This is a genomic window from Streptomyces sp. NPDC050264 (assembly GCF_040655895.1).
Classification (GTDB): Bacteria; Actinomycetota; Actinomycetes; order Streptomycetales; family Streptomycetaceae; genus Streptomyces.
In genome coordinates this window covers 309618-331893 of sequence record NZ_JBFAKV010000010.1, presented here as the reverse complement: position 1 = coordinate 331893, position 22276 = coordinate 309618, and the positions used below count along the sequence as shown (strand labels likewise).

At 72.2% G+C, this 22276-nt stretch carries 24 protein-coding genes; 16 read left to right on the top strand and 8 right to left on the bottom strand.

From position 1 onward, the window contains the following. The first annotated feature begins 149 nt into the window (after positions 1-149). The 9 genes from AB0J02_RS20760 to AB0J02_RS20720 all read left to right on the top strand — a co-directional run bounded on the left by AB0J02_RS20760 (position 150) and on the right by AB0J02_RS20720 (position 10277). Entirely contained in the window at positions 150-2147 is a 1998-nt protein-coding gene (locus AB0J02_RS20760; protein WP_363195202.1) for a tetratricopeptide repeat protein, read from the top strand. A 145-nt stretch (positions 2148-2292) separates the two neighbouring features. After that, complete coding sequence (gene ald / locus AB0J02_RS20755) at positions 2293-3408, top strand: alanine dehydrogenase (RefSeq protein WP_363195166.1); 1116 nt, start codon at positions 2293-2295, stop codon at positions 3406-3408. 331 nt (positions 3409-3739) lie between these two features. Beyond that, the gene (locus AB0J02_RS20750) at positions 3740-4921 is read left to right on the top strand and encodes a ParA family protein (RefSeq protein ID WP_363195165.1); all 1182 of its coding nucleotides are present in this window, start codon (positions 3740-3742) and stop codon (positions 4919-4921) included. Continuing rightward, positions 4906-5493, top strand: coding sequence for a hypothetical protein (locus AB0J02_RS20745; protein WP_363195164.1), 588 nt, complete (start codon positions 4906-4908; stop codon positions 5491-5493). The genes AB0J02_RS20750 and AB0J02_RS20745 overlap by 16 nt, the downstream gene beginning before the upstream one ends. Positions 5494-5520: 27 nt before the next feature. Beyond that, positions 5521-6519, top strand: coding sequence for a segregation/condensation protein A (locus tag AB0J02_RS20740; protein WP_363195163.1), 999 nt, complete (start codon positions 5521-5523; stop codon positions 6517-6519). After that, entirely contained in the window at positions 6516-7181 is a 666-nt protein-coding gene (scpB, locus tag AB0J02_RS20735; protein ID WP_363195162.1) for an SMC-Scp complex subunit ScpB, read from the top strand. Before AB0J02_RS20740 ends, scpB begins: the two co-directional genes overlap by 4 nt. A gap of 11 nt (positions 7182-7192) precedes the next feature. Next, the gene (locus AB0J02_RS20730) at positions 7193-8425 is read left to right on the top strand and encodes a pseudouridine synthase (protein WP_363195161.1); all 1233 of its coding nucleotides are present in this window, start codon (positions 7193-7195) and stop codon (positions 8423-8425) included. A gap of 95 nt (positions 8426-8520) precedes the next feature. Next, positions 8521-9264: an NUDIX domain-containing protein gene (locus AB0J02_RS20725; RefSeq protein WP_363195160.1), complete on the top strand. Its 744-nt coding sequence runs from the start codon at positions 8521-8523 to the stop codon at positions 9262-9264. Further along, positions 9261-10277 carry an ADP-ribosylglycohydrolase family protein gene (locus AB0J02_RS20720; RefSeq protein WP_363195159.1) on the top strand — a complete coding sequence of 339 codons (1017 nt, stop codon included), beginning with the start codon at positions 9261-9263 and terminating at the stop codon, positions 10275-10277. The genes AB0J02_RS20725 and AB0J02_RS20720 overlap by 4 nt, the downstream gene beginning before the upstream one ends. Positions 10278-10295: 18 nt before the next feature. On the opposite strand, the gene AB0J02_RS20715 is transcribed toward AB0J02_RS20720, so the two are convergent. The 4 genes from AB0J02_RS20715 to AB0J02_RS20700 form a co-directional block, all read right to left on the bottom strand. Next, positions 10296-11000 (bottom strand): nucleotidyltransferase domain-containing protein, encoded by a 705-nt coding sequence (locus AB0J02_RS20715; RefSeq protein WP_363195158.1) that lies wholly within the window; start codon positions 10998-11000, stop codon positions 10296-10298. Between the two features lie 22 nt (positions 11001-11022). Continuing rightward, positions 11023-11472, bottom strand: coding sequence for a Rieske (2Fe-2S) protein (locus AB0J02_RS20710; protein ID WP_363195157.1), 450 nt, complete (start codon positions 11470-11472; stop codon positions 11023-11025). Further along, on the bottom strand, positions 11469-12053 hold the full coding sequence (locus AB0J02_RS20705; RefSeq protein WP_363195156.1) for a DUF6529 family protein: 585 nt from the start codon (positions 12051-12053) through the stop codon (positions 11469-11471). The genes AB0J02_RS20710 and AB0J02_RS20705 overlap by 4 nt, the downstream gene beginning before the upstream one ends. 65 nt (positions 12054-12118) lie before the next feature. Then, positions 12119-12766, bottom strand: coding sequence for a hypothetical protein (locus AB0J02_RS20700; RefSeq protein ID WP_363195155.1), 648 nt, complete (start codon positions 12764-12766; stop codon positions 12119-12121). 194 nt (positions 12767-12960) lie between these two features. On the opposite strand from AB0J02_RS20700, the gene aroH reads away from it, so the two are divergent. From aroH to der, 5 genes are all read left to right on the top strand, one after another. Then, a complete protein-coding gene (gene aroH, locus AB0J02_RS20695; protein WP_363195154.1) occupies positions 12961-13323 on the top strand; it encodes a chorismate mutase in 363 nt (120 codons plus the stop codon). Beyond that, positions 13320-14405: a prephenate dehydrogenase gene (locus AB0J02_RS20690; protein ID WP_363195153.1), complete on the top strand. Its 1086-nt coding sequence runs from the start codon at positions 13320-13322 to the stop codon at positions 14403-14405. The genes aroH and AB0J02_RS20690 overlap by 4 nt, the downstream gene beginning before the upstream one ends. An 88-nt stretch (positions 14406-14493) precedes the next feature. Next, entirely contained in the window at positions 14494-15189 is a 696-nt protein-coding gene (cmk, locus tag AB0J02_RS20685) for a (d)CMP kinase (RefSeq protein ID WP_363195152.1), read from the top strand. Then, positions 15147-15845 carry a lysophospholipid acyltransferase family protein gene (locus AB0J02_RS20680; protein ID WP_363195151.1) on the top strand — a complete coding sequence of 233 codons (699 nt, stop codon included), beginning with the start codon at positions 15147-15149 and terminating at the stop codon, positions 15843-15845. The genes cmk and AB0J02_RS20680 overlap by 43 nt, the downstream gene beginning before the upstream one ends. 76 nt (positions 15846-15921) lie before the next feature. Continuing rightward, positions 15922-17394: a ribosome biogenesis GTPase Der gene (gene der / locus AB0J02_RS20675; RefSeq protein WP_363195150.1), complete on the top strand. Its 1473-nt coding sequence runs from the start codon at positions 15922-15924 to the stop codon at positions 17392-17394. A gap of 3 nt (positions 17395-17397) precedes the next feature. Here the strand turns inward: der and AB0J02_RS20670 are convergent, their stop codons facing one another. Together AB0J02_RS20670 and AB0J02_RS20665 are read right to left on the bottom strand one after the other, a co-directional pair. Continuing rightward, the gene (locus tag AB0J02_RS20670; protein WP_363195149.1) at positions 17398-17679 is read right to left on the bottom strand and encodes a hypothetical protein; all 282 of its coding nucleotides are present in this window, start codon (positions 17677-17679) and stop codon (positions 17398-17400) included. Positions 17680-17861: 182 nt separating this feature from the next. Continuing rightward, entirely contained in the window at positions 17862-18656 is a 795-nt protein-coding gene (locus AB0J02_RS20665) for a hypothetical protein (protein ID WP_363195148.1), read from the bottom strand. A gap of 367 nt (positions 18657-19023) precedes the next feature. Here AB0J02_RS20665 and AB0J02_RS20660 point away from each other — a divergent pair, with 367 nt between their 5' ends. Next, a complete protein-coding gene (locus AB0J02_RS20660; RefSeq protein ID WP_363195147.1) occupies positions 19024-19674 on the top strand; it encodes a transglycosylase family protein in 651 nt (216 codons plus the stop codon). 115 nt (positions 19675-19789) lie between these two features. Further along, complete coding sequence (locus AB0J02_RS20655; RefSeq protein WP_363195146.1) at positions 19790-20365, top strand: transglycosylase family protein; 576 nt, start codon at positions 19790-19792, stop codon at positions 20363-20365. Here the strand turns inward: AB0J02_RS20655 and AB0J02_RS20650 are convergent. Continuing rightward, a complete protein-coding gene (locus AB0J02_RS20650; protein WP_363195145.1) occupies positions 20349-21020 on the bottom strand; it encodes an ATP-binding cassette domain-containing protein in 672 nt (223 codons plus the stop codon). The two genes, AB0J02_RS20655 and AB0J02_RS20650, sit on opposite strands and share 17 nt — an antisense overlap. Then, on the bottom strand, positions 21017-22273 hold the full coding sequence (locus tag AB0J02_RS20645; protein WP_363195144.1) for a hypothetical protein: 1257 nt from the start codon (positions 22271-22273) through the stop codon (positions 21017-21019). Before AB0J02_RS20645 ends, AB0J02_RS20650 begins: the two co-directional genes overlap by 4 nt. Between the last annotated feature and the right edge of the window lie 3 nt (positions 22274-22276).

Below are 22276 nucleotides of genomic sequence, written 5' to 3'. Positions count from 1 at the left end.
GAGGGGATGGGTGAGACGGAGCGTGGCCCGTGACGGATCAGGCGGTCGAGTCGGACGACGAGGCGGCGGTCGAGACGTCCCGCAAGCGGCGTCGCGCCCGCCGGGGTCAGGACGTGGCGGGGCGTCAGTTCCTGGGGCGCAGGCGAGAGTTGAAGGAGCTGCGGTCCGACATCGAGCGGGCCGGGCTCGACACCCTGTCCGGCCGCAAGACCCCGCGCGCCCGCGTCCTGCTGATCGCGGGCCGCCCCGGAACCGGTCGTACCGCCCTCGCGGAGGAGCTGCTCGACCAGGTCGCCGACCGGTACCCGGACGGCGCCGTGCGCACCCGGCTGACCGCCCCCGACGGCACCCCCGTGCCGACCGAGCGCGTCGCCCGCGAGCTGCTGACCGCGCTCGAACTGCCCGCGCCGCCGGGCGAGTCGGCCGACGACCTGACCGCGCGTCTGCGCGAGGGACTGGCCGTCCGCCGGGTCGTGCTGCTGCTCGACGACGCGGGCGATGCCGAGAGCGTCGACCCGCTGCTTCCCGACTCCCCGGACTGCCTGGTCGTCGCCGTCGCCGAGGGGCCGCTCACCGGGATCCCGGACGTGCGGCCCTGCACGCTGGGCGGGCTCGACACCAAGTCCGCTCTCGAACTCCTCACTCAGCACACCGGGTCCGTCCGGGTCACCTGCGACCCGCGCTCCGCCGAGTCCCTGGTGGAGCTGTGCGGCGCCGAACCCGCCGCGCTGGAGATCGCCGGCGGCTGGCTCGCCGAACGCCCCGAGGAGTCCGTGGCCGACCTGGCCAAGCGACTGCACTCCGTCGAGGGCGTCGGCGAGGGGCCCGCCCTCGCGCGGGCCTTCCGGCACTCCTACGCCTCGCTGGCCGGGCCCGCCGCGCGGATACTGCGCTATCTGTCGCTGGCGCCCGAGGGCTATGTCGACCCGCACACCGCGTCCGCGCTCGCGGGCTGTTCCGTGTCCGCCGCGCGCACCACTCTGGACGACTTCGTCGCCCTCGGGCTGGTCCGCGCCGTGGACTCCCGGCTGCCGCAGTACGAGGTGCCCGGCTGCCTGGTGCCGTTGCTGCGCGGGCTCACCGAGACGGCGGACCGGCCGGCCGAGGTGCAGCTGGCCCGCGCCCGGATGCTGGAACGGACCGTCCGGCTGCTGACATCGTGCCGCGCGATCACCGAGCCGGACGGGACCCCGGCCCGCAAGAAGCTCGCCGGGCTGCCCAGCGCCCTGCGCTTCGCGGACCCGGCGGCGGCCGCCGAGTGGCTGCGCGTACGCCAGCCCTCGCTGCTCGCCGCGGCCCGTCTCGCCGTGGCGGACGGCGAGCTGGACACGCTGGCCAGGCGGCTGATGGCCGCGCTGGTGCGGGCCATGGTGGCGCACCGGGGGACCGAGGCCGCCGCGCCCGAGCTGTACGGGATCCACCGGCTGGTTCTCGATGTCGCCGAGCGCAGGAACCTGCCGAGGGAGAAGGCCGCCGCGCTGCTCAACCTCGCCGACCTCGATGCCGCGACCGGGCGGACGCAGGAGGCCCTCGCCCGTTATCGGGCCGCGCTGGACGCCGGACGGGCCGCGCAGGACCCGTACGCGACCGGCCGCGCGATGGAATCCGTAGGCGGCGCCCATCAGGAGCTGGGGGACTGGCAGCGGGCCGCCGACTGGTACGGCCGGGCGCTCGCCCAGCGCCTCACCCGGGGCGAGCGGGCCGACGCCGCGCGCCTCCACGGGCGTATCGCCGCGGTCCACACGTACGCGGGGCGCTACGGCGAGGCGCTGCGGGGCTGGCGCTCGGCCGTCGCCGGGTACCGCAAGGAAGGCGACGTCCCCGCCCAGGCGAGGGCGTTGAGCGAGCTGGCCCGGGTGCAGGAGTACGCGGGGCGGCCCGAGGAGTCGCTGCGCACCTGCCAGGAGGCGGTCGAGTGGGCGCGGCAGGCCAGGGACGTACGGCTGCAGGCGGCGCTCCAGCTGCGGCTCGCGGACACGCTGGAGCGGCTCGGCGACCCCGCCGCGGCCAAGCTGCACCGGGGTGCGGCCGAGCGCATGCTGGGAGAGGAGATGCCCGGCGGCCCCGTCGGCGGCGCCCCGAAAGCAAACCCTTCGGAACAAGCCACTAACACCTACGAAATCCGTAGTACATCTGCGGAAGATTGATGCATCGAAAGGCTAGACAGCGAGAAGACCTTCATTAGACTGGCTCCGCCGCGTACTTCCGTGGCGTCTCCCGGTGTGTCCGACGGCGCACTGGTATGCAGTGTGTTGTCCGAGATATCCCCTGAGCCAAGGACCGTGATCGACGATGAAGGTCGGCATCCCCCGCGAGGTCAAGAACAACGAGTTCCGGGTGGCCATCACCCCGGCCGGCGTGCACGAGCTCGCCCGCCACGGCCACCAGGTCTTCGTCGAGCGGAACGCCGGTGTGGGTTCCTCGATCACGGACGCCGAGTACGTCGCCGCGGGCGCGCGCATCCTCGACACCGCCGACGAGGTGTGGGCCACCGCCGACCTGCTCCTGAAGGTCAAGGAGCCGATCGCGGAGGAGTACCACCGCATCCGCAAGGACCAGACGCTCTTCACCTACCTGCACCTGGCCGCGTCCAGGGAGTGCACCGACGCGCTCCTGGAGTCCGGCACGACCGCCATCGCCTACGAGACGGTCGAGACGGCGAGCCGTCAGCTGCCGCTGCTCGCCCCGATGTCCGAGGTCGCGGGCCGACTCGCCCCGCAGGTCGGCGCCTACCACCTGATGGCCGCCAACGGCGGCCGCGGCGTGCTGCCCGGCGGTGTCCCCGGCGTCGCGGCCGGCAAGGCGGTCGTCATCGGCGGCGGCGTCTCCGGCTGGAACGCCGCGCAGATCGCCATCGGCATGGGCTTCCACGTGACCCTGCTCGACAAGGACATCAACAAGCTCAGGGAAGCCGACAAGATCTTCGGTACGAAGATCCAGACCGTCGTCTCCAACGCCTTCGAGCTGGAGAAGGCGTGCCTGGAGGCCGACCTCGTCATCGGCGCGGTGCTGATCCCCGGCGCCAAGGCCCCGAAGCTCGTCACCAACGAGCTCGTCTCGCGCATGAAGCCGGGAAGTGTCCTTGTCGACATCGCGATCGACCAAGGCGGCTGCTTCGAGGATTCGCACCCGACCACGCACGCCGAGCCGACCTTCCCGGTCCACGACTCGGTCTTCTACTGCGTCGCGAACATGCCGGGCGCCGTGCCCAATACGTCGACATACGCGCTCACCAACGCCACGCTCCCGTACATCGTGGAACTGGCCAACCGCGGCTGGGTCGAGGCGCTGCGCCGCGACCCCGCGCTCGCCCTGGGACTCAACACCCATGACGGCAAGGTGGTTTACAAGGAGGTCGCGGAGGCGCACGGCCTGGAGCACCTCGAGATCGAGGCCCTGCTCGGCTGACCCCCGTCAGTGACGACGTCAACAGAAGTCGTCAATCTCACGCCTGCGGCCGGACCTTGCGAGGGGTCCGGCCGTAAGCGCATGGGTACGGACTTGGTCAACTCGCCTTGAACGTAACCCTTTAACCGATTCGCGCACCCATGAAACGCGCCGAAGAACCGTCGCACGCCCTTGACATGAGGGTGTCCCTTTGCCGACACATCGAGTCGGGAACGACGGATTGTGTTGCTGCGGAGCGGTGACACGCCATAGAGTCGCCAACCGTCGGCAAGGTGCCACGCTGACCTATCGATAAATGTTCCTGGTCACATCCAAGGAGGTAAGACGACTTGTGAATGAGTCGACATTTACTCCCGGAGGTGGCCAGCCAGGCGGACAGGGACCCGCGGGGCTTCAAGCTGTCGGCTCCGTAGCTGTGCGTACCTTCGCGGCCCGCCAGAGCGGCTACCAGAGCAGCCCCCAGCAGAAGCCGACGCAGACAGCACACCAGAGCATGGATGGCCATCACGTGAACGCCATGGCCGGCGACCGAAGCGGCGACACACACAGCCACTTCGCCGACTACGACGAACTGTCCCCCGAGGGGCACTTCTACGACCCAGACGCCGAGTACGAGCCCGACCCCGAGTACGCGGCCACGCTTGCCCCGGACGCTGCCCGTCAGCGCCGCGAGCGCGTCGGCCCCACCGGGCGTCCGTTGCCGTACTTCCCGATTCCAGGACCGCTGACCGATCACGGCCCCGCGAAGATCATCGCGATGTGCAACCAGAAGGGCGGCGTGGGCAAGACCACGTCGACCATCAACCTGGGTGCCGCGCTCGCCGAGTACGGCCGCAGGGTCCTGCTCGTCGACTTCGATCCGCAGGGCGCACTGTCGGTGGGCCTGGGTGTGAACCCGATGGAGCTCGACCTCACGGTCTACAACCTGCTCATGGAGCGGGGGATGTCCGCGGACGAGGTCCTTCTCAAGACCGCCGTACCGAACATGGACCTGTTGCCGAGCAACATCGACCTGTCCGCTGCCGAAGTGCAGTTGGTCAGCGAGGTCGCGCGCGAGTCCACGCTGCAGCGGGCGCTGAAGCCGCTGATGGCCGACTACGACTACATCGTGATCGACTGTCAGCCCTCGCTCGGCCTGCTGACGGTCAACGCGCTGACGGCCGCGCACAAGGTCATCGTGCCGCTGGAGTGCGAGTTCTTCGCGCTGCGCGGTGTGGCCCTGCTGACCGAGACCATCGAGAAGGTCCAGGAGCGCCTGAACCCGGAGCTGGAGCTCGACGGCATCCTCGCCACGATGTACGACTCCCGCACGGTGCACAGCCGTGAGGTCCTGGCCCGCGTGGTCGAGGCCTTCGACGATCACGTGTACCACACGGTGATCGGGCGCACGGTCCGCTTCCCGGAGACCACGGTCGCCGGTGAGCCGATCACCACGTACGCCTCGAACTCGGTCGGTGCCGCGGCCTATCGTCAGCTCGCCAGGGAGGTGCTCGCCCGGTGTCCCGCCGAGTGAGTCTGCCGGGGGCCGACGAACTGTTCCGTACGACCGGGGGAATGGCACTGCAGTCGTCGTCGCCACGGCGTCCGGCAAACGGTGAGGTGCGGGTCCCGGGACCGGCGGGCGAGAGCGACGAGGCGGCCGCCTCGTCGTCCGCCGCGGACGAGGGCGACGCGGCCACGGGGTCCGCGCCCTCCGCCGAGCACACGGCCGCGGAGGCCGAGTCGGATGCCGGCTCGCGCAGCCGGGCCGCCGCCGAGGCCGGGGAGAAACCGGCCAGGCGTGCTTCCACGGGTGCGCAGGAAGGTTCTGGCAGCGGGCGCGGCTCGACCGCGGCCGCCCGGCGCCGCTCCCGCGCCGCCAACCGGCGCCCCAGCGGCCGTGAGCGGCACGACGAGAAGATCACCGTGTACGTCTCCGCCGAGGAACTGATGGACCTGGAGCACGCACGCCTGGTGCTGCGCGGTGAGCACGGGCTCGCCGTGGACCGGGGCCGGATCGTCCGCGAGGCGGTCGCCGTGGTCCTGGCCGATCTGGAGTCCCGCGGGGACGCGAGCATTCTCGTACGCCGGCTGCGTGGGCGCTAGCTGCGTCGGCGGTAGCCTCCGGCAGTGATGCCCGTGAACGATTCCTCTCCCTCGCCCGACCGGAGCGCCCGACGGCGTGCGCTGGGTCGCGGTGTGGCCCCGCCGGCCGAGGCGGAGGCCGCGGCGCCGGGTCCGCAGACCGCCGGGCCGGCTGTTGAGCCTGTATCCGAGCCGGAGCCCGCGGCCGAGGCCGAGGCCGACGACGGGCGCTTCACGGTGCGGCTCGCCAACTTCGAGGGGCCGTTCGATCTGCTGCTGCAGCTGATCTCGAAGCACAAGCTGGACGTCACCGAGGTCGCGCTGTCGAAGGTCACCGACGAGTTCATGGCCCACATCCGGGCCATGGGGCCGGACTGGGACCTCGACCAGACCACCGAGTTCCTCGTCGTCGCCGCGACCCTGCTCGACCTCAAGGCCGCCCGACTGCTGCCCGCCGCCGAGGTGGAGGACGAGGCCGACCTCGCGCTCCTCGAAGCCCGTGACCTGCTCTTCGCGCGGCTGCTGCAGTACCGCGCGTACAAGCGGATCGCCGACATCTTCAGCGGGCGCCTCGACGACGAGGCGCGCCGGTATCCGCGAACGGTGGGTCTGGAGCCGCACTACGCGGAGCTGCTGCCGGACGTCGTCATCCGGATCGGCGCCGAAGGGTTCGCCGAGCTCGCGGTGAAGGCGATGCAGCCCAAGCCCGAGCCGCAGGTGTACATCGACCACATCCACGCCCCGCTGGTGAGCGTGCAGGAGCAGGCCGGGCTGGTGGTGGCCAGGCTGCGGGAGCTCGGCGAGGCCAGTTTCCGGGAGCTGGTGGCCGACACCGACGACACGTTGACCGTCGTGGCGCGGTTCCTGGCGCTCCTGGAGCTGTACCGCGAGAAGGTGGTCGCCCTGGACCAGGAGACCGCGCTCGGGGAGCTGCTCGTGCGCTGGACCGGCGGCGAGGACGAGGCGGAACCCGTCGTGACCGACGAGTTCGACCGGGCCCCAGAGGTGCCGGGCGACAGGGATCCGCAGAAGGAGAGCGCGGAATGAGCGTGCAGACCGACAGCGCGGGCGGCGACGTGACCGGTGGAGACAGGACCGGTGTGGCCGGGCTCGCCCTCAAGCCCGCTCTCGAAGCCGTTCTGATGGTCGTCGACGAGCCCGCCACCGAGGAACACCTCGCCAGGATCCTCCAGCGGCCCAAGCGCGTGGTCGCCGACGCGCTGCGGGAGCTGGCCGACGAGTACACCGTGCAGGGGCGCGGCTTCGAGCTGCGGCTCGTCGCCGGGGGCTGGCGCTTCTACACGCGGCCCGAGTACGCCGAGGCCGTCGAGGGTTTCGTGCTGGACGGGCAGGTCGCCCGGCTCACCCAGGCGGCCCTGGAGACTCTGGCGGTCGTCGCGTACCGCCAGCCGGTGAGCCGGTCGCGGGTCTCCGCGGTGCGCGGAGTCAACTGTGACGGGGTCATGCGGACCCTGTTGCAGAGGGGTCTGGTGGAGGAGGCGGGCGCGGAACCCGAAACAGGTGCGATCCTGTACAGGACGACGAACTACTTTCTGGAGCGGATGGGCCTGCGCGGCCTGGACGAGCTGCCGGAACTCGCGCCCTTCCTCCCCGAGGCGGACGCGATCGAGGCCGAGACTCTCGAAGGGGTTCCGTCGTTCGACCCGGACGCACCCGATGCGCCGGGTTCCGAGCACACAGCCGACTAGACGGAATTTTGATGCGAAGCAGCAGCGGCAGGAACAGCAGCGGAAACAACGGCGGGAGCCGTGGTGGCAACAGCGGCGGCCGCGGCGGGAGCAGCGGTCGGAGCAGTGGCGGCCGCCCCGGAAGCAGTGGTGGCGGCCCCCGCGGAAGCGGTGGCGGTCGCGGTGGGAGCAGCGGTGGTGGCCCTCGTGGGAGCAGTGGCGCCGGTAGCGGCGGTCGCGGCGACTACCGCGGTGGCGGTAACGACCGCGACGACAAGCAGCCCGCCAGGCCCAAGAACCCGCGTCCCGAGGAGCGGCGTTACGACGTAGGTCCCGGCGGCACGCAGGACGGCCCGAAGTCGGGCCGCGGCGCCTCGGCGCGGGGCGGCGCCAAGGGCGGTCCCAAGCGCGGACAGCAGTCGGGCGGCCGGACGACTCCCTCGCGCTCCCGCGAGTACGAGACGCGGACCGAGGAGCGCAACCGCGACCGGTACGCGGGCAAGCCGGAGATCAAGCTCCCGAAGACCTTCCCCGGCGCCGAGCAGGAGGGCGAGCGCCTGCAGAAGGTGCTGGCCCGTGCCGGTTACGGCTCGCGGCGTGCCTGCGAGGAACTGGTCGAGCAGTCCCGCGTCGAGGTCAATGGCGAGATCGTCATCGAGCAGGGCATGCGCGTCGACACGGAGAAGGACGAGATCAAGGTCGACGGCCTCACCGTGGCCACGCAGTCGTACCAGTTCTTCGCCCTGAACAAGCCGGCCGGCGTTGTCTCCACCATGGAGGACAACGAAGGACGTCAGTGCCTCGGTGACTACACGAACAACCGTGAGACGCGGCTGTTCCACGTCGGGCGGCTCGACACCGAGACCGAGGGCGTCATCCTGCTCACCAACCACGGCGAGCTGGCGCACCGGCTGACCCACCCCAAGTACGGGGTGAAGAAGGTCTATCTCGCGCACATCGTCGGCCCGATCCCGCGCGACCTGGGCAAGCAGCTCAAGGACGGCATCCAGCTGGAGGACGGGTACGCGAAGGCGGACCACTTCCGCGTCGTGGAGCAGACCGGCAAGAACTACCTGGTCGAGGTCACTCTGCACGAGGGCCGCAAGCACATCGTGCGCCGGATGCTCGCCGAGGCCGGGTTCCCCGTCGACAAGCTGGTCAGGGTCTCCTTCGGGCCGATCGCGCTCGGCGACCAGAAGTCGGGCTGGCTGCGGCGTCTGTCGAACACCGAGGTCGGCATGCTGATGCAGGAAGTCGACCTGTAGGACCCGTAGAACCCTGAAGGACCTGCCTCAGGGCTTGTCTGCAGCAGCCCCCTCCCTTTAAAGTCGCTTAGACCAATAAGGGAGGGGGCTGCTGTATGCACGGCTACGACAAACACGCCTATGAACCCTTCGCCGTCACCGTCGACCTCGCCGTCTTCACGCTCCGGGCCGGCCGGCTGCACATCCTGCTCGTCGAGCGCGGCCAGGACCCGTACGCGGGGCGCTGGGCACTTCCCGGCGGATTCCTGGAGCCCGACGAGTCCGCGGAGAGCGCGGCGCGGCGCGAGCTCGCCGAGGAGACCGGGCTGACCGATGTGGCCGGGCTCCACCTGGAACAGCTGCGCACCTACAGCGAACCGGACCGGGACCCCCGGATGCGGGTCGTCTCCGTCGCCTTCGCCGCGCTGGTCCCGGACGCACCGCAGGCCCAGGGGGGCGGGGACGCCGCCCGCGCCGCGTGGCTTCCGTACGAGCCCGGCGCCCGTGGCGCGTACGGGCCGCTCGCCTTCGACCACGACCTGATCCTCGCCGACGCGCACGAGCGGATCGGCGGCAAGCTCGAGTACACCTGCCTGGCCACCGCGTTCTGCCCGCCCGAGTTCACGCTCGGCGAGCTGCGACAGGTCTACGAGGTCGTGTGGGGGACGGATCTGGACCCCGCCAACTTCCGCCGCAAGGTGCTCGCCACACCCGGCTTCGTCGAGCAGGTGCCCGGTGCCTCCCGGCTGACCGGGGGCCGGGGGAAGCCGGCGGCGCTGTACCGCGCCGGGGGCGCCCTGTCCCTGCTGCCGCCGCTGCTGCGGCCCGCATCCGAATCCCCGGAAGGACCCCGCTCATGACCAAGAGGCCCGCGACCGGATCGCTGCTGGGGCTCGCGCTCGGTGACGCGCTCGGATTCCCGACCGAGTTCAACGACGTGCCGTCGATCCTCGCCACATGCGGACCGTGGCGGGAGATGGAGCTGCCCGGCCACCCCGTCGCGTACATCACGGACGACACGCAGATGGCGCTGGCCGTGTCGCGCGGGGCCGCCAGGGCCGCCGGACGACTGTGCGGACCCGAGCGGTACGCGCACATCATGCGGCAGGAGTTCATCGCCTGGAACCGCTCGCCCGACAACAACCGCGCCCCCGGCAACACCTGCATCACCGCCTGCCGCCTCCTGGAGGACGAACAGCGGGACTGGCGTGACGCCAGCCAGGTGCAGTCGAAGGGCTGCGGCGCCAACATGCGGGTCACACCCCTCGGCCTTCTGCCCCACCTGACCGGCGAGGTGCGTGCCGCCGCCGCGCAGACCCAGGCCGCGCTCACCCATGGCCACCCGACCGCGCTCGCCGCCTCCGATCTGACGGCGTACGCCGTACGGCTCCTCGCCCAGGGAACCGAACCCACGGGCCTGGTCGGGCGGTTGCGCTCGTACGCCCTCGACAACCGCACCCGGTACTGGGAGAAGTGGCTCGGCGACCTGTGGCGGCGGAGCGGGCAGGACGCGAGTCCCGAGGCGTTCATCGCACGGGGCTGGGACGAGTGCCTCGCCGTGCTCGAACGGCTGGAGACGGCGCTGCGGGACGTCAACCCGGAGACCGACCCGTGCCTGGCCACCGGCGCGGGCTGGATCGCCGAAGAGGCGCTCGCCACCGGCCTGTTGTGCTTCCTGCTCTTCGTGGACGAACCGGTGCTCGCCCTGCGCCGCGCCGCCTGTACGTCCGGCGACTCGGACTCGATCGCGGCCCTGGCCGGTGCCTTCGCGGGTGCTCACCTCGGGGCGGACGCCTGGCCCGAGAAGTGGGTGGAGCGCATCGAGCACCGGGACGAGCTGATCGCGTTCGGGACGAAGTGGGACGCGCGTTAGCGGTCGCGCCGGCGGTCGTCAGAGGGACTCAAGGGCCGAGGCGCGGCGGGTGCGGGTCAGGAAGGCCTCGACGCGGGCCCGGTCCGGTTCCGCCGGGAGCGCGGTGCGGGTCGCCGCCTCGTCCGTCTCGGCCGCGAGGCGCGTCATCCGGCGGTCGATCTCGGGCCACGGCACCTCGCCCCGCCTGACCGCGAGCAGCGACTCGCGCCGGTCACCCACGTCGATGGTCAGCGCGCCGGTGCGCAGCAGGTCCCGGCAGGACATCAGGAGGCGCAGCATGTGCATGGCGTGCTTCCAGCGCGGGGCGCCGTGGACGCGGACGTCGGCCTCCAGCTTTCTGTGCTGGCCGGCCGCGTAGCGCGCGAACGTGTCGTGGGCCCGGCGGGAGAGGAACGCGTCGCGCAGGGAGAGCAGTTCGCGGCCCGTCCGCGAGACGTGCTCGACGAGCGGTGAGTGCAGGCACTCCAGGATGTTCGGGTTGGCGCGCAGGGCCAGTTCGCAGAAGCGCTCCAGCTCCCAGGAGAACTGCTCCCGCGCAGGGCCCTCGACGTGGGTCGGCGGCTTGTCGAACCGCCAGTACAGCGGAGTCGGCGCCAGATACACCCCGCGCCGGTCCGTGTCGCTCGCGTCCGTGGCCAGGCCGAAGGCGCGCGAGCCCATGACGCAGGCGTAGATCGTGTGGTCGCGCACCAGGTCATCGGGGCGCGGATGTGCCGGTTCCATGCGGGGAGCGTAAGGCGTCGCCTCAGCCGAGCGAGATCGATTTTCCGCTGACCGTGATCTTCCGCGGCGGCAGCGGGCGCGGCGCCGGGCCGCCCGCCACCGTGGCATCCGCGATCCGGTACTTCGACCCGTGGCACGGGCAGTTGATCGTGCCGCCCGACACGGACTCGACCGTGCAGCCCTGATGCGTGCAGACCGCGGAGAACGCCTTGAAGTCGCCCTGGACCGGCTGTGTCACCACGACCTTCTTGTCGGCGAACACCTTGCCGCCGCCCACCGGGATGTCCGAGGTCTTCGCCAACGCAGCTGCCGCGGGCGGCTGTTGAGCCGATTCCCCCGGGGCGGTGGGAGTGGGAGAGGCCTCCGGCGGAGTGTCGCCCCCGCCGCCTTCGTCGCCGTACTTGCTGCAGCCGGCCGCGAGCGCCGCCGCACCCGCGACGAGCACGCTCCGCCGGGTCGCGACCGGTTTCATGTCGTCACCCCCACCGTCCGGAAGAACCACAGCGCCGACGTCACCCAGAGCAGCGTCAGGACCGCGAACACGAGACCGCCGACCACCGGCAGCAGCCAGCCGGGCAGCCGCTCCGCGCGCAGCAGCAGCATCTTGGCGCTGAACGCGCCGAAGAAGAAGCAGCCGAGGAACGAGTGCCACAGGACGCGGGTCGAGTACGTCTGGTAGCCGAGCCCGTAGAGACAGTGCACCGCGACCGGCACCGCCACCAGGAACGCGATCCGGCCCGACCAGCGGTGCAGGGCCGGCGCCCACGACGGGCCGCGCAGTCTCCCGTACACCATGAACGCCGACACGACCTGCACCAGCGCGAAGGCGAACGCCACCGTCGCCAGCCAGGACTTCACCGCGCTGGTGCTGGAGAACCCGGCCAGGTTGAAGGCCGTGCCCGCCGGGTCGTGGACCTTGCCGTACGTGCCGAGCGCCACGGCGACCACGGCCGCGACGGCGGCGGGCACCAGGTAGCGGGCCGGGTGCGGGCGGCGGTGGCCGGGGTCGGGGCTCGGGAAGCTCTGGGTCGCGGCGTTCGGATCGACGGTCATGGTTATCCCTCGCGAAGGTCGGGAGGTCGACGGGGATCAACAGGGGCGCCGGGCGGGCGGGGTGGTCAGGGCGTCACCGGGCGCGCGTTCAGCGGCTCGCCGTCGACGGTGACGGCACCCGTCTCCGGGTCGATGCGGGGCGCGGCGGACGGTTCGTCGTCGCGGCGGACGATGCCGACCTGGCGGCCGTCGGGCAGCACGATCCAGCCGCCGTCGATCTTCGCGCCGCGCACCTGGGCGGTGGCGCGGTACAGCCCCGACGGCTTGACGGCCTTCTTCGCGGTGAAGCCGTACGGGCGGTCCTCGATCCGGACGGTGCCGCGGATCCGGGCGTCGGCGAGTTTCCCCTCCAGCTCGGCGCCGTGACGTCCGCTGAGCTTCATCGAGCCGTCGTCCTCGACGCTCCCCTTCAGCCAGGACTCCTTGGAGCGGCCGTCGCAGAAATAGGCCACGGCCTTGTCACCGCGTACGGAGACGGAGACGGCAGCGGTGTCGTCGTCGGTGCGGCCCGCATAACTGGTCTTCGCGCTCGGGCTGCTGCTCGGGCTCGACGCCGTGCGGGTCGGCGAGGCCGACGGTGCCGGGGTCGTCGTGGCGGCGGGAGCGCCGGCGAACGACGCGCTTCTGTCGCCCGTCGTCGCGTTGAGCGACAGCATGATCACTGCCAGGGCCAGACCGGCGAACAGCGTGTAGAGGGGTCCTGCGCGCTTCATGACGAGCCTCCCCCGAGGCTGGACAGTGCCGTCCTCCATGCAAGCAGCTCCCGACGAGTGGCGACAGAGGGTGGTTGGGGTGACATTGGGGTGTTCGGCGGCTGTCTCGACAGACGGGCGCCGTGCACCGGCGCGCGGCGCCCCAACTACGCTGGACGGCGGCAAACGTACGGACATGACCAAGGAGTGACACCGTGGCGGTACGAGCGGTCCGGGGCGCCGTCCAACTCGAGCGGGACGAGGCCGGCCACATGGACGAGCAGGTCAGCGAGCTGCTCACCGCCGTCCTCGAACGGAACCGGCTGACCAGCGATGACCTGATCTCCATCTGGTTCACCGCCACCCCCGACCTGCACTCCGACTTCCCGGCGGCCGCCGCCCGCAAGCTCGGCATCGTCGACGTACCGCTGATCTGCGCCCAGGAACTGGACATCGCGGGCGCCATGCCGCGGGTCGTCCGGATCCTCGCGCACGTCGAGACCGAGCTGCCCAAGGCCGAGGTCGCCCACGTCTACCTCGGCGCCGCGGCCACCCTGCGCAAGGACATCGCCCAGTGAGAACCGCACTCGTCATCGGCACCGGCCTCATCGGCACCTCCGCCGCCCTGGCCCTGGCCTCGCGCGGCGTCACCGTGCACCTCGCCGACCACGACACGACGCAGGCCCGCACCGCGGCCGCGCTCGGCGCCGGGACGGACGAGCCGCCGCAGGGCACGGTCGACCTGTGCCTCGTCGCGGTACCGCCGGCCCATGTGGCCGCGACCCTGGCCGACGCGATGCGGCGCGGCACGGCCCGCGCCTACCTGGACGTCGCGAGCGTCAAGGGCGGCCCGCGCCGCGACCTGGAAGCGCTCGGCCTCGACCTCACCGCGTACATCGGCACGCACCCCATGAGCGGCCGGGAGCGCAGCGGCCCGCTCGCCGCGACCGCCGACCTCTTCGAAGGCCGCCCCTGGGTGCTGACCCCGACCCGGGACACCGACACCGAGGTCCTGAACGTCGCCCTGGAACTCGTCGCGCTGTGCCGCGCCGTGCCCGTCGTGATGGAAGCCGACGCCCACGACCGGGCCGTCGCACTCGTCTCGCACATGCCCCACCTGGTCTCCAGCATGGTCGCGGCCCGCCTGGAGAACGCCGAGGAGAGCGCCGTACGGCTGTGCGGTCAGGGCATCCGGGACGTGACCCGGATCGCGGCCTCCGAGCCCGGCATGTGGATCGACATCCTGTCCGCGAACCCGGGACCGGTCGCCGACCTGCTCTCGGCGGTCTCCGACGACCTGGACGAAACCGTCCGGGCCCTGCGGTCCCTGCAGTCATCCGACGACGCCAAGCGCCGCGAGGGCGCCGACGGCGTCGAGACCATGCTGCGCCGGGGCAACGCGGGGCAGAGCCGGGTCCCCGGCAAGCACGGAGCGGCCCCCGCGGCGTACGAGATCGTGGCCGTCCTCATCTCCGACCAGCCCGGCGAGCTGGCCCGCATCTTCGCGGACGCGGGCGCCGCCGGCGTCAACATCGAGGACGTTCGCATCGAGCACGCGACCGGTCAGCAGGCCGGTTTCGTGCAGCTCATGGTGCAGCCCGCCGCCGCCCCGAAGCTGGCGGCCTCGCTGCGCGAGCGCGGCTGGGCCATGCGGCAGTAAGAGGCGCCCGCAGGAGCCAGTAACCTTGTGCGGGGTGCTTTCGCGCCCCGCCCTCCTGCCCCGTGCACTCAGAAAGGTGTCCGTCACCGTGGAAACCGCCGCCCCGGCAGCCGTGATCGTCGCCATCGACGGACCCTCCGGCACGGGCAAGTCGAGCACCTCGAAGGCCGTCGCCGCCCAGCTCGGCCTGAGCTACCTCGACACCGGCGCCCAGTACCGGGCCATCACCTGGTGGATGGTGAACAACGGGATCGACCTGACGGACCCGTCCGCCGTCGCCGCGGTCGCCGGCAAGGCCGAGATCATCTCCGGCACCGACCCGGCCGCGCCCACCATCACCGTCGACGGCACGGACGTCGCGGGCCCGATCCGCACGAGCGAGGTCACCTCCAAGGTCAGCGCCGTCAGCGCCGTCCCCGAGGTGCGCGCCCGCATCACCGAGCTGCAGCGCTCCATCGCGGCCTCGGCCGCGACGGCCGGCAAGGGCATCGTCGTCGAGGGCCGTGACATCGGTACGACCGTGCTGCCCGACGCCGACCTCAAGGTCTTCCTCACCGCGTCGCCCGAGGCCCGCGCCGCCCGCCGCTCCGGCGAGCTGAAGGGCGCCGACGTCAAGGCCACGCAGGAGGCCCTGATCAAGCGGGACGCGGCCGACTCCAGCCGCAAGACGTCGCCGCTGGCCAAGGCCGGCGACGCCGTCGAGGTGGACACCACCGACCTCACGCTGCAGCAGGTCATCGAGTGCGTCGTCACCCTCGTCGAGGAGAAGCGGATCTCCCAGTGACTCCAGTGAGCCCGGTGAACCCTTCGGAACGTGGGGCCGAGGTCGGCCGGCGGATCGGCGTCGGTCTGATGTACGGGCTGTGGAAGCCGCGCGTGCTCGGCTCCTGGCGGGTGCCGGCGAGCGGCCCGGTCATCCTCGCCGTGAACCACTCCCACAACGTGGACGGCCCCATGGTCATGGGCGTCGCGCCGCGCCCCACCCACTTCCTGATCAAGCAGGAGGCCTTCGCCGGGCCGCTCGGCACCTTCCTCGAAGGCATCGGGCAGGTGAAGGTCGACCGGTCCGGCGCGGACCGGACGGCCATCACGCGGGCGCTCGGCGTCCTCACCGACGGGGGAGTGCTCGGCATCTTCCCCGAGGGCACGCGCGGCGACGGCGATTTCGCGTCGCTGCGGGCCGGGCTCGCGTACTTCGCGGTGCGCAGCGGTGCGCCGATCGTCCCGGTCGCCGTACTGGGAAGCACGGAGAAGCGCGGACGGTTGATAAAGGGGCTGCCTCCACTGCGCAGCCGGGTCGACGTCGTCTTCGGGGACCCCTTCGAAGCGGGCGACGGCAGCGGACGGCGTACCCGCACGGCGCTCGACGCGGCGACCGTGCGCATCCAGGAGCGGCTCACCGCGCACCTGGCGAACGCCAGGCGCCTGACCGGGCGCTGAGCGAGACTTTCAGTAGTGGACCGCGGTCCGCCGCGGAACACCGATCACCACGAATGAACGACGAGGTACGGACTTCATGAACGACCAGATCCAGCCCGAGGGCTCCCCGGAACACGAGCACGGGGCGCTCGGCGATGCCGAGTACGCGGAGTTCATGGAGCTCGCCGCCGAGGAGGGCTTCGACGTCGCGGACGTCGAAGGCGCGCTCGAGGAGGCGGGCCACGGCCCGCTGCCCGTCCTCGCCGTCGTCGGCCGCCCGAACGTCGGCAAGTCGACCCTCGTGAACCGCATCATCGGCCGCCGCGAGGCCGTCGTCGAGGACAAGCCGGGCGTCACCCGGGACCGCGTCACCTATGAGGCCGAGTGGGCGGGCCGCCGCTTCAAGCTCGTCGACACCGGTGGCTGGGAGCAGGACGTGCTCGGCATCGACGCGTCGGTGGCCGCGCAGGCCGAGTACGCGATCGAGACCGCCGACGCGGTGGTCTTCGTGGTGGACTCTACGGTCGGCGTCACCGACACCGACGAAGCCGTCGTCCGGCTGCTCCGCAAGGCCAACAAGCCCGTGGTGCTCTGCGCCAACAAGGTCGACGGCCTGAGCGGCGAGGCCGACGCCACCGCCCTGTGGTCCCTCGGCATCGGCGAGCCGCACCCGGTCTCCTCGCTGCACGGCCGCGGCACCGGCGACATGCTCGACGCGGTCCTGGAGGCGCTGCCCGAGGCGCCCGCGCAGACCTTCGGCACGGCGGTCGGGGGCCCGCGCCGGGTCGCCCTGATCGGCCGCCCGAACGTCGGCAAGTCCTCGCTCCTGAACAAGGTGGCCAACGAGGACCGCGTCGTCGTCAACGAGCTGGCGGGCACCACCCGCGACCCGGTCGACGAGCTCATCGAGCTCGGCGGCGTCACCTGGAAGTTCGTCGACACGGCGGGCATCCGCAAGCGCGTCCACCTCCAGCAGGGCGCCGACTACTACGCCTCGCTGCGGACGGCCGCCGCCGTCGAGAAGGCGGAGGTCGCGGTCATCCTGATCGACTCCTCCGAGACGATCTCCGTACAGGACCAGCGGATCGTGACGAGCGCCGTCGAGGCGGGCCGCGCGATCGTCGTCGCGTTCAACAAGTGGGACACCCTCGACGAGGAGCGCCGCTACTACCTGGAGCGCGAGATCGAGACCGAGCTCGCGCAGATCGCCTGGGCGCCGCGGGTGAACGTGTCGGCGCGTACCGGCCGCCACATGGAGAAGCTGGTCCCGGCGATCGAGACCGCCCTGGCCGGCTGGGAGACCCGTGTCCCGACGGGCCGCCTGAACGCGTTCCTCGGCGAGATCGTCGCCGCCCACCCGCACCCGATCCGCGGCGGCAAGCAGCCCCGCATCCTCTTCGGTACGCAGGCCGGCACCAAGCCGCCGCGGTTCGTGCTCTTCTCCTCCGGGTTCATCGAGCACGGTTACCGGCGCTTCGTGGAGCGGCGTCTGCGCGAGGAGTTCGGGTTCGAGGGGACGCCGATCCACATCTCCGTGCGGGTCCGGGAGAAGCGCGGCAAGAAGAAGTAGCGCTCAGCGTTCGCGGCGCGGACCGGGCGGCAGCGCGGCGGGGAGGAGACCTCCCTGACCGTGCTGCCGCCCGTTCGTCTGCCAGTGGTGCTGCTGGGCCGTCTGGTGGTGCGAGGTGTGGATCCGGGTCCCGTAGGGCGCCGTTCCGAAGGCCGTGAACCCCAGGTCCTCCTCGCCGCTGCGGTCGCCGGGCAGGGTCCGGAAGGACCGGCGGTACTCCGCGAACAGGGCGTCGTAGATCGGCGTGGCCGAGCGGCCGGCCGAGTAGTCCTCCGCGGGACGCATCGACGGGATGTAGTTCTGATACGGCTGGCGCCGTCCGGCGGATGAGGTGGGGTCGTATGGGTGCACGTATGTGCCAACGACCCGGGCCCCCGACGGATGCGCCCTTGGCCTCGGCTTTCGCGGGGCGTCAGGAGGGTGACCGGCGCATTCGTCGGGGGCCCGGGTGCGGATCGGGCCGCGGCTCAGGTGCCCGCGAGCGGCATGGCGGCGGCGACCAGCCTCCCGTTCGCCGCGGCCTTGTCGAGGGCGTCCCGCAGCAGGTCCTCGCGCGGCTGGCGGCCGATCGAGCCGGCGGGGGCGGCGCAGACGAGCACCGTGTGCGTCTTGTTGGCCGCGGCCCGCCAGCCGTCGGTGACCTGGAGCGGCTGGTGCGCCTGCCACCAGGCGACCTGGGAGGGGGTGCCGCCGGTGCCGGGCTGCAGCACGGCGTGCAGCTGGCCCATGGCGAGCAGGACCGACCAGCCGGGCAGCGCGTGCGGCGCCTCCGTCAGTTCGGTGACCGGCATGAAGCCCTGCTCGATCAGGAGCGGCAGGAAGTCGTCGCCCCCGCCGGGCTGGGCGCCGGGGCGGGCGATGGGGCCGGTCGGTTCGATGACGAGCGTGGGGTGCAGTTCCCCCGCGATCAGCAGCAGGCCGCTGGTCACGCCGAGCACGGCCTGCGTACCGCCCACCGGCGGTTCGCCGCCGCCGACCGGCTCCGGGGAGCCGGCCACGGACCGGACGGCGCCCTGGAGCTGGTCCTCGGCGACCTGGACCACCTGGGAGGGCAGGCAGCCGGCGTGGGCGAAGGCGAGGACAGCGGTCTCGTCACCGACGAACAGGACGGTGCTGGTGCGTTCCTGCGCGGAGTCGCCCGGGGTACGGCAGGAGGTGCAGTCGTAGCTGCCGGGGGTGTGGTCGCCGGCGAGCAGGCGGTCGGCTTCGTCGTCGCCGATCTCGGCGCGTACGTCGTTACTCACGTCGAGCAAGCGCGGCACGGGGGCTCCTCTGGATCGGATGTGTGCTTATGAAGGAACAACGGGCGATCTGTGGCCGGGGTCACGCCCGGAAGCGAACGGAATCCACCCATCCGAAGCGCACGGTGAAGAGACCCCCGGAATCTGTCACTCCACGGCAACTTCTAGGTAGTCCAAGCAAGTTGAGGGAGTGAGCTGAGTCACAGATCGTCGGGGCGACTGGTCGACAAATCCCGATATCGGCCAATGAAGTGGGTGGCCTGAACTCGTCGCTACTACGAGTAACAGTGAACTGGCCTGGAGCGACAAGAGGGTGGTTGATGCGAGTCCCGTGGGCTGCCTAGATTCCACCGCCGTCTGCACCTCGCAGCCCACGAGAGGGAATCTCATGTCCGTGCCGATACGTACGGCTCGAACGACAGCGGTGATCGCCGGAGCGGCTCTGCTCGCCCCCCTCGGCCTCCTCGCGACCGGTGGCTCCGCCCACGCGGCCGACCACGGAGTCTGGGACCGCATCGCCCGTTGCGAGAGCGGCGGTAACTGGCACATCAACACCGGCAACGGCTACTACGGCGGGCTCCAGTTCTCCGCCGGGACGTGGCGCGCGTACGGCGGAGGGGCCTACGCGGCCACGGCCGACGGGGCCACGAAGGGCCAGCAGATCGCCGTGGCCGCGAAGGTGCAACGCGCACAGGGCTGGGGCGCCTGGCCCGTCTGCTCGGGGCGGGCCGGCGCGTACGGCGACGCCCCGTCGGTCTCGGCGGCCAGGCCGAAGGCGGCCGAGCCGAAGGCCGTGAAGCCCGAAACGGTGAGGCCCGAGTCGGTGGAGCTCAAGTCCGCGCCGGCGGAACGCGGTTCGACGGGTGCCGACCGCGGCTCGATCCGGCGCGGCGGCTACGTCGTCCGCGACGGCGACACCCTGGGCAGCATCGCGGCGGCCCACGGCGCCACGTGGGGGAGCCTGTACTCCGTCAACAAGACGGTCATCGGTGGCGACCCCGACCTGATCCTGCCGGGCCAGCGGTTGCTGGTCGGGTAGTCCGAGTGGTGCCCCGCGGTTCCGCCCGGTGCGCCGACCGGGTGGGGCCGCGGCCGCCGCGGCGCGGCAGCGGGGGTGCCCCCGCCCCCGCTGCTTAGCGTTCCGCATGCACCTGATGCCCACGAGGCCCACGACGCCGCCGCCGAGGACGTACGTCCGGGCGGTGGTCCTCCTGGGCGGACTGCTCGCTCTGGCCTTCGCGCCGGCCGCCGCGTCCGCCGCCCCGCCGTCCGCCCGCGGTACGGCGGGCGTCGCTTTCCGGCCGCACGACTGCGCGCGCGAGCAGTGGCCGTGGTCCTGCCTCGCCGAGTGCGAGAGCGGCGGGCGCTGGAACGCGAACACCGGGAACTCCTTCTATGGCGGGCTCCAGTTCCGGCAGTCCACCTGGGAGGAGTACGGCGGCCTGAAGTACGCGCCGCGCGCCGATCTCGCGACCCGCGCCGAACAGATCGAGATCGCCGAGGAAGTGCTGCGCGGTCAGGGCTGGCGGGCCTGGCCCGCGTGCTCGAAGAAGTACGGGCTCGCCGGGCGCGTCCACGTGGTGCGGCGCGGCGAGACGCTCGCTTCGATCGCCCGCCGCTTCAAGGTCAAAGGCGGCTGGCAGGCGCTCTACGCGGCCGACAAGGAGATGATCGGGCCGGACCCGGACCGGCTCAACGCGGGCACGATGCTGCTCATCCCGCCGGCCTGACCTCACCGGCCTCGCCGCTGAACACCACGGCTCCGCGCCGGAGTTCGTGCACCAGCACCGCCGCCTCGCCCGGCCCGGCCGTCCGCAGGCCGGGCGGCAGCCGCTGTTCGGCCAGGACCACGCAGGCGTCGAGGCCGCGCAGCAGGGCGTACGTGCGGGCGGCCACCCCGGGCGACATGCCCTGGGCGGGTTCGTCGACCAGGACGACGCGGGCGCGGGAGAGCAGGGCGCGGGAGACGGCGACCATGCGCTGTTCACCACCGGAGAGGGTGCCGGCGCGGCGGGCGAGGAGCGGGCCGGGTTCGGGGTAGGCGGCGAGGGCCGGGGCGAAATCGCCGTCCGGGGCAGCGAGCCGCAGGTTGTCGGCGACACCGAGTGCGGCGAAGACGGCCTGCCGGTCGGGGACGAAGCACAGGCCGGCGACGGCCCGGGCGCGCGGCCTCCGCCGGGTGACGTCGGCGCCGTCCCACACGACGGTCCCCGCGGTGAGCGGGACGGTGCCGGCGAGGGCGCGCAGGGTGGTCGTGCGGCCGGACCCGTTGCGCCCCAGCAGCACGGTGACCGTCCCGGCGGGCGCGGCGAGACCGATGCCGTGCAGGGCTTCCAGGGGGCCGGAGTGCACGTGGGCGGCGCGGAGTTCGATGCCGCGTCTCATGGGTTCGACCCGGCCGTGCGGTCGAGGACGGTGCCCGGCGGGCCCGAGGCGACGATGCGGCCCGCCGCCATCAAGTGCACCGTGTCCGCGAGATCCGCCACCAGGTCCAGGTCGTGCTCGACGACGAGCAGGGCCGTCCCGTCGGCGGCCAGCGCCCTCAACAGCCGTGCCGGCGCGGCCACTTCGGTGCCGTCGAGGCCCGCGGCGGGTTCGTCGAGCAGCAGCACGTGCGGGCGGCCGGCGAGGGCGCGGGCCAGTTCCACGACAGCAGGATCAAGGCCAGCGCCGGCACCTGGATCGACGTATGAAGATCCGGGCCCGCGAAGCCCAGCGGCAGCAGGAACAGCACCGCCACCACCGGCCACACACCCGGCGGCACGGGCTTCGCCGCCCGCGGCAGCGCCCCTCGCCCGCCGATCCCCGGCAGGACGAGCGCAGCGACGAGCAGTGCGACCACGAAGAGATTCGCCCCCCACCGCCCGCAGCAGCGGCTCCGCCCAGCCGCCGGGGTGCAGCCGGGTCAGCCCGCTCTGCGCCACGCCGATCGCGAGCGCCACCGGCACCGAGAGGTACCGCATCCGCGCCGCGACGGCGACCGCCACGACCACCATCACCAGCAGCGGCAGCCCGTACGGGTCGAGGCGTACGAAGGGGGCGAGGAGCGCCCCCGTCAGGCCCGCCGTGAACGCGCCGAAGGCCCGGCCCGCCGCCACCCGGTCCGCGTCGATGCCGCCGAGGACGGCAAGCGGCCGGTTGTCGACGACGGCCCGCAGCTCGCCGCCGAACCGCGTCCACCGTGTCACCGCCCACACCGCCACCGCGATCGCGCAGACGACCGCGAGCTGCCCCCACGGATCGGCCGCGATCAGCGTCGGCGCGTCCTCCCGCGCGCCCGTGCCCCACAGCAGGGCCGCCGCCCCGACCAGGAGCACGAAGACGCCGATGGAGGCGACCAGAGTGCGCGCCGGATCGCCGCCCGCCGTCGCGAGAGGTCTGAACACCCCGCGTTCCAGGGCGAGTCCGAGTCCGGGGGCGACGGCCAGGAGCACGACTGCCGCGCCCGCCCACAGCGGCCAGGACCACACCACCGCGAACTGCCGCAGCAGATACGCGCAGAGCATGGCGATCGCACCGTGCGCGAAGTTCAGGACGCCGGTCGCGCGACAGGTGACGATCAGCCCGATCCCGGAGAGCGCCGCCGCCGCGCCCACCGAGAGACCCGCCGGCGCCAGGTCGTACGTCAAGGACGCCACGCC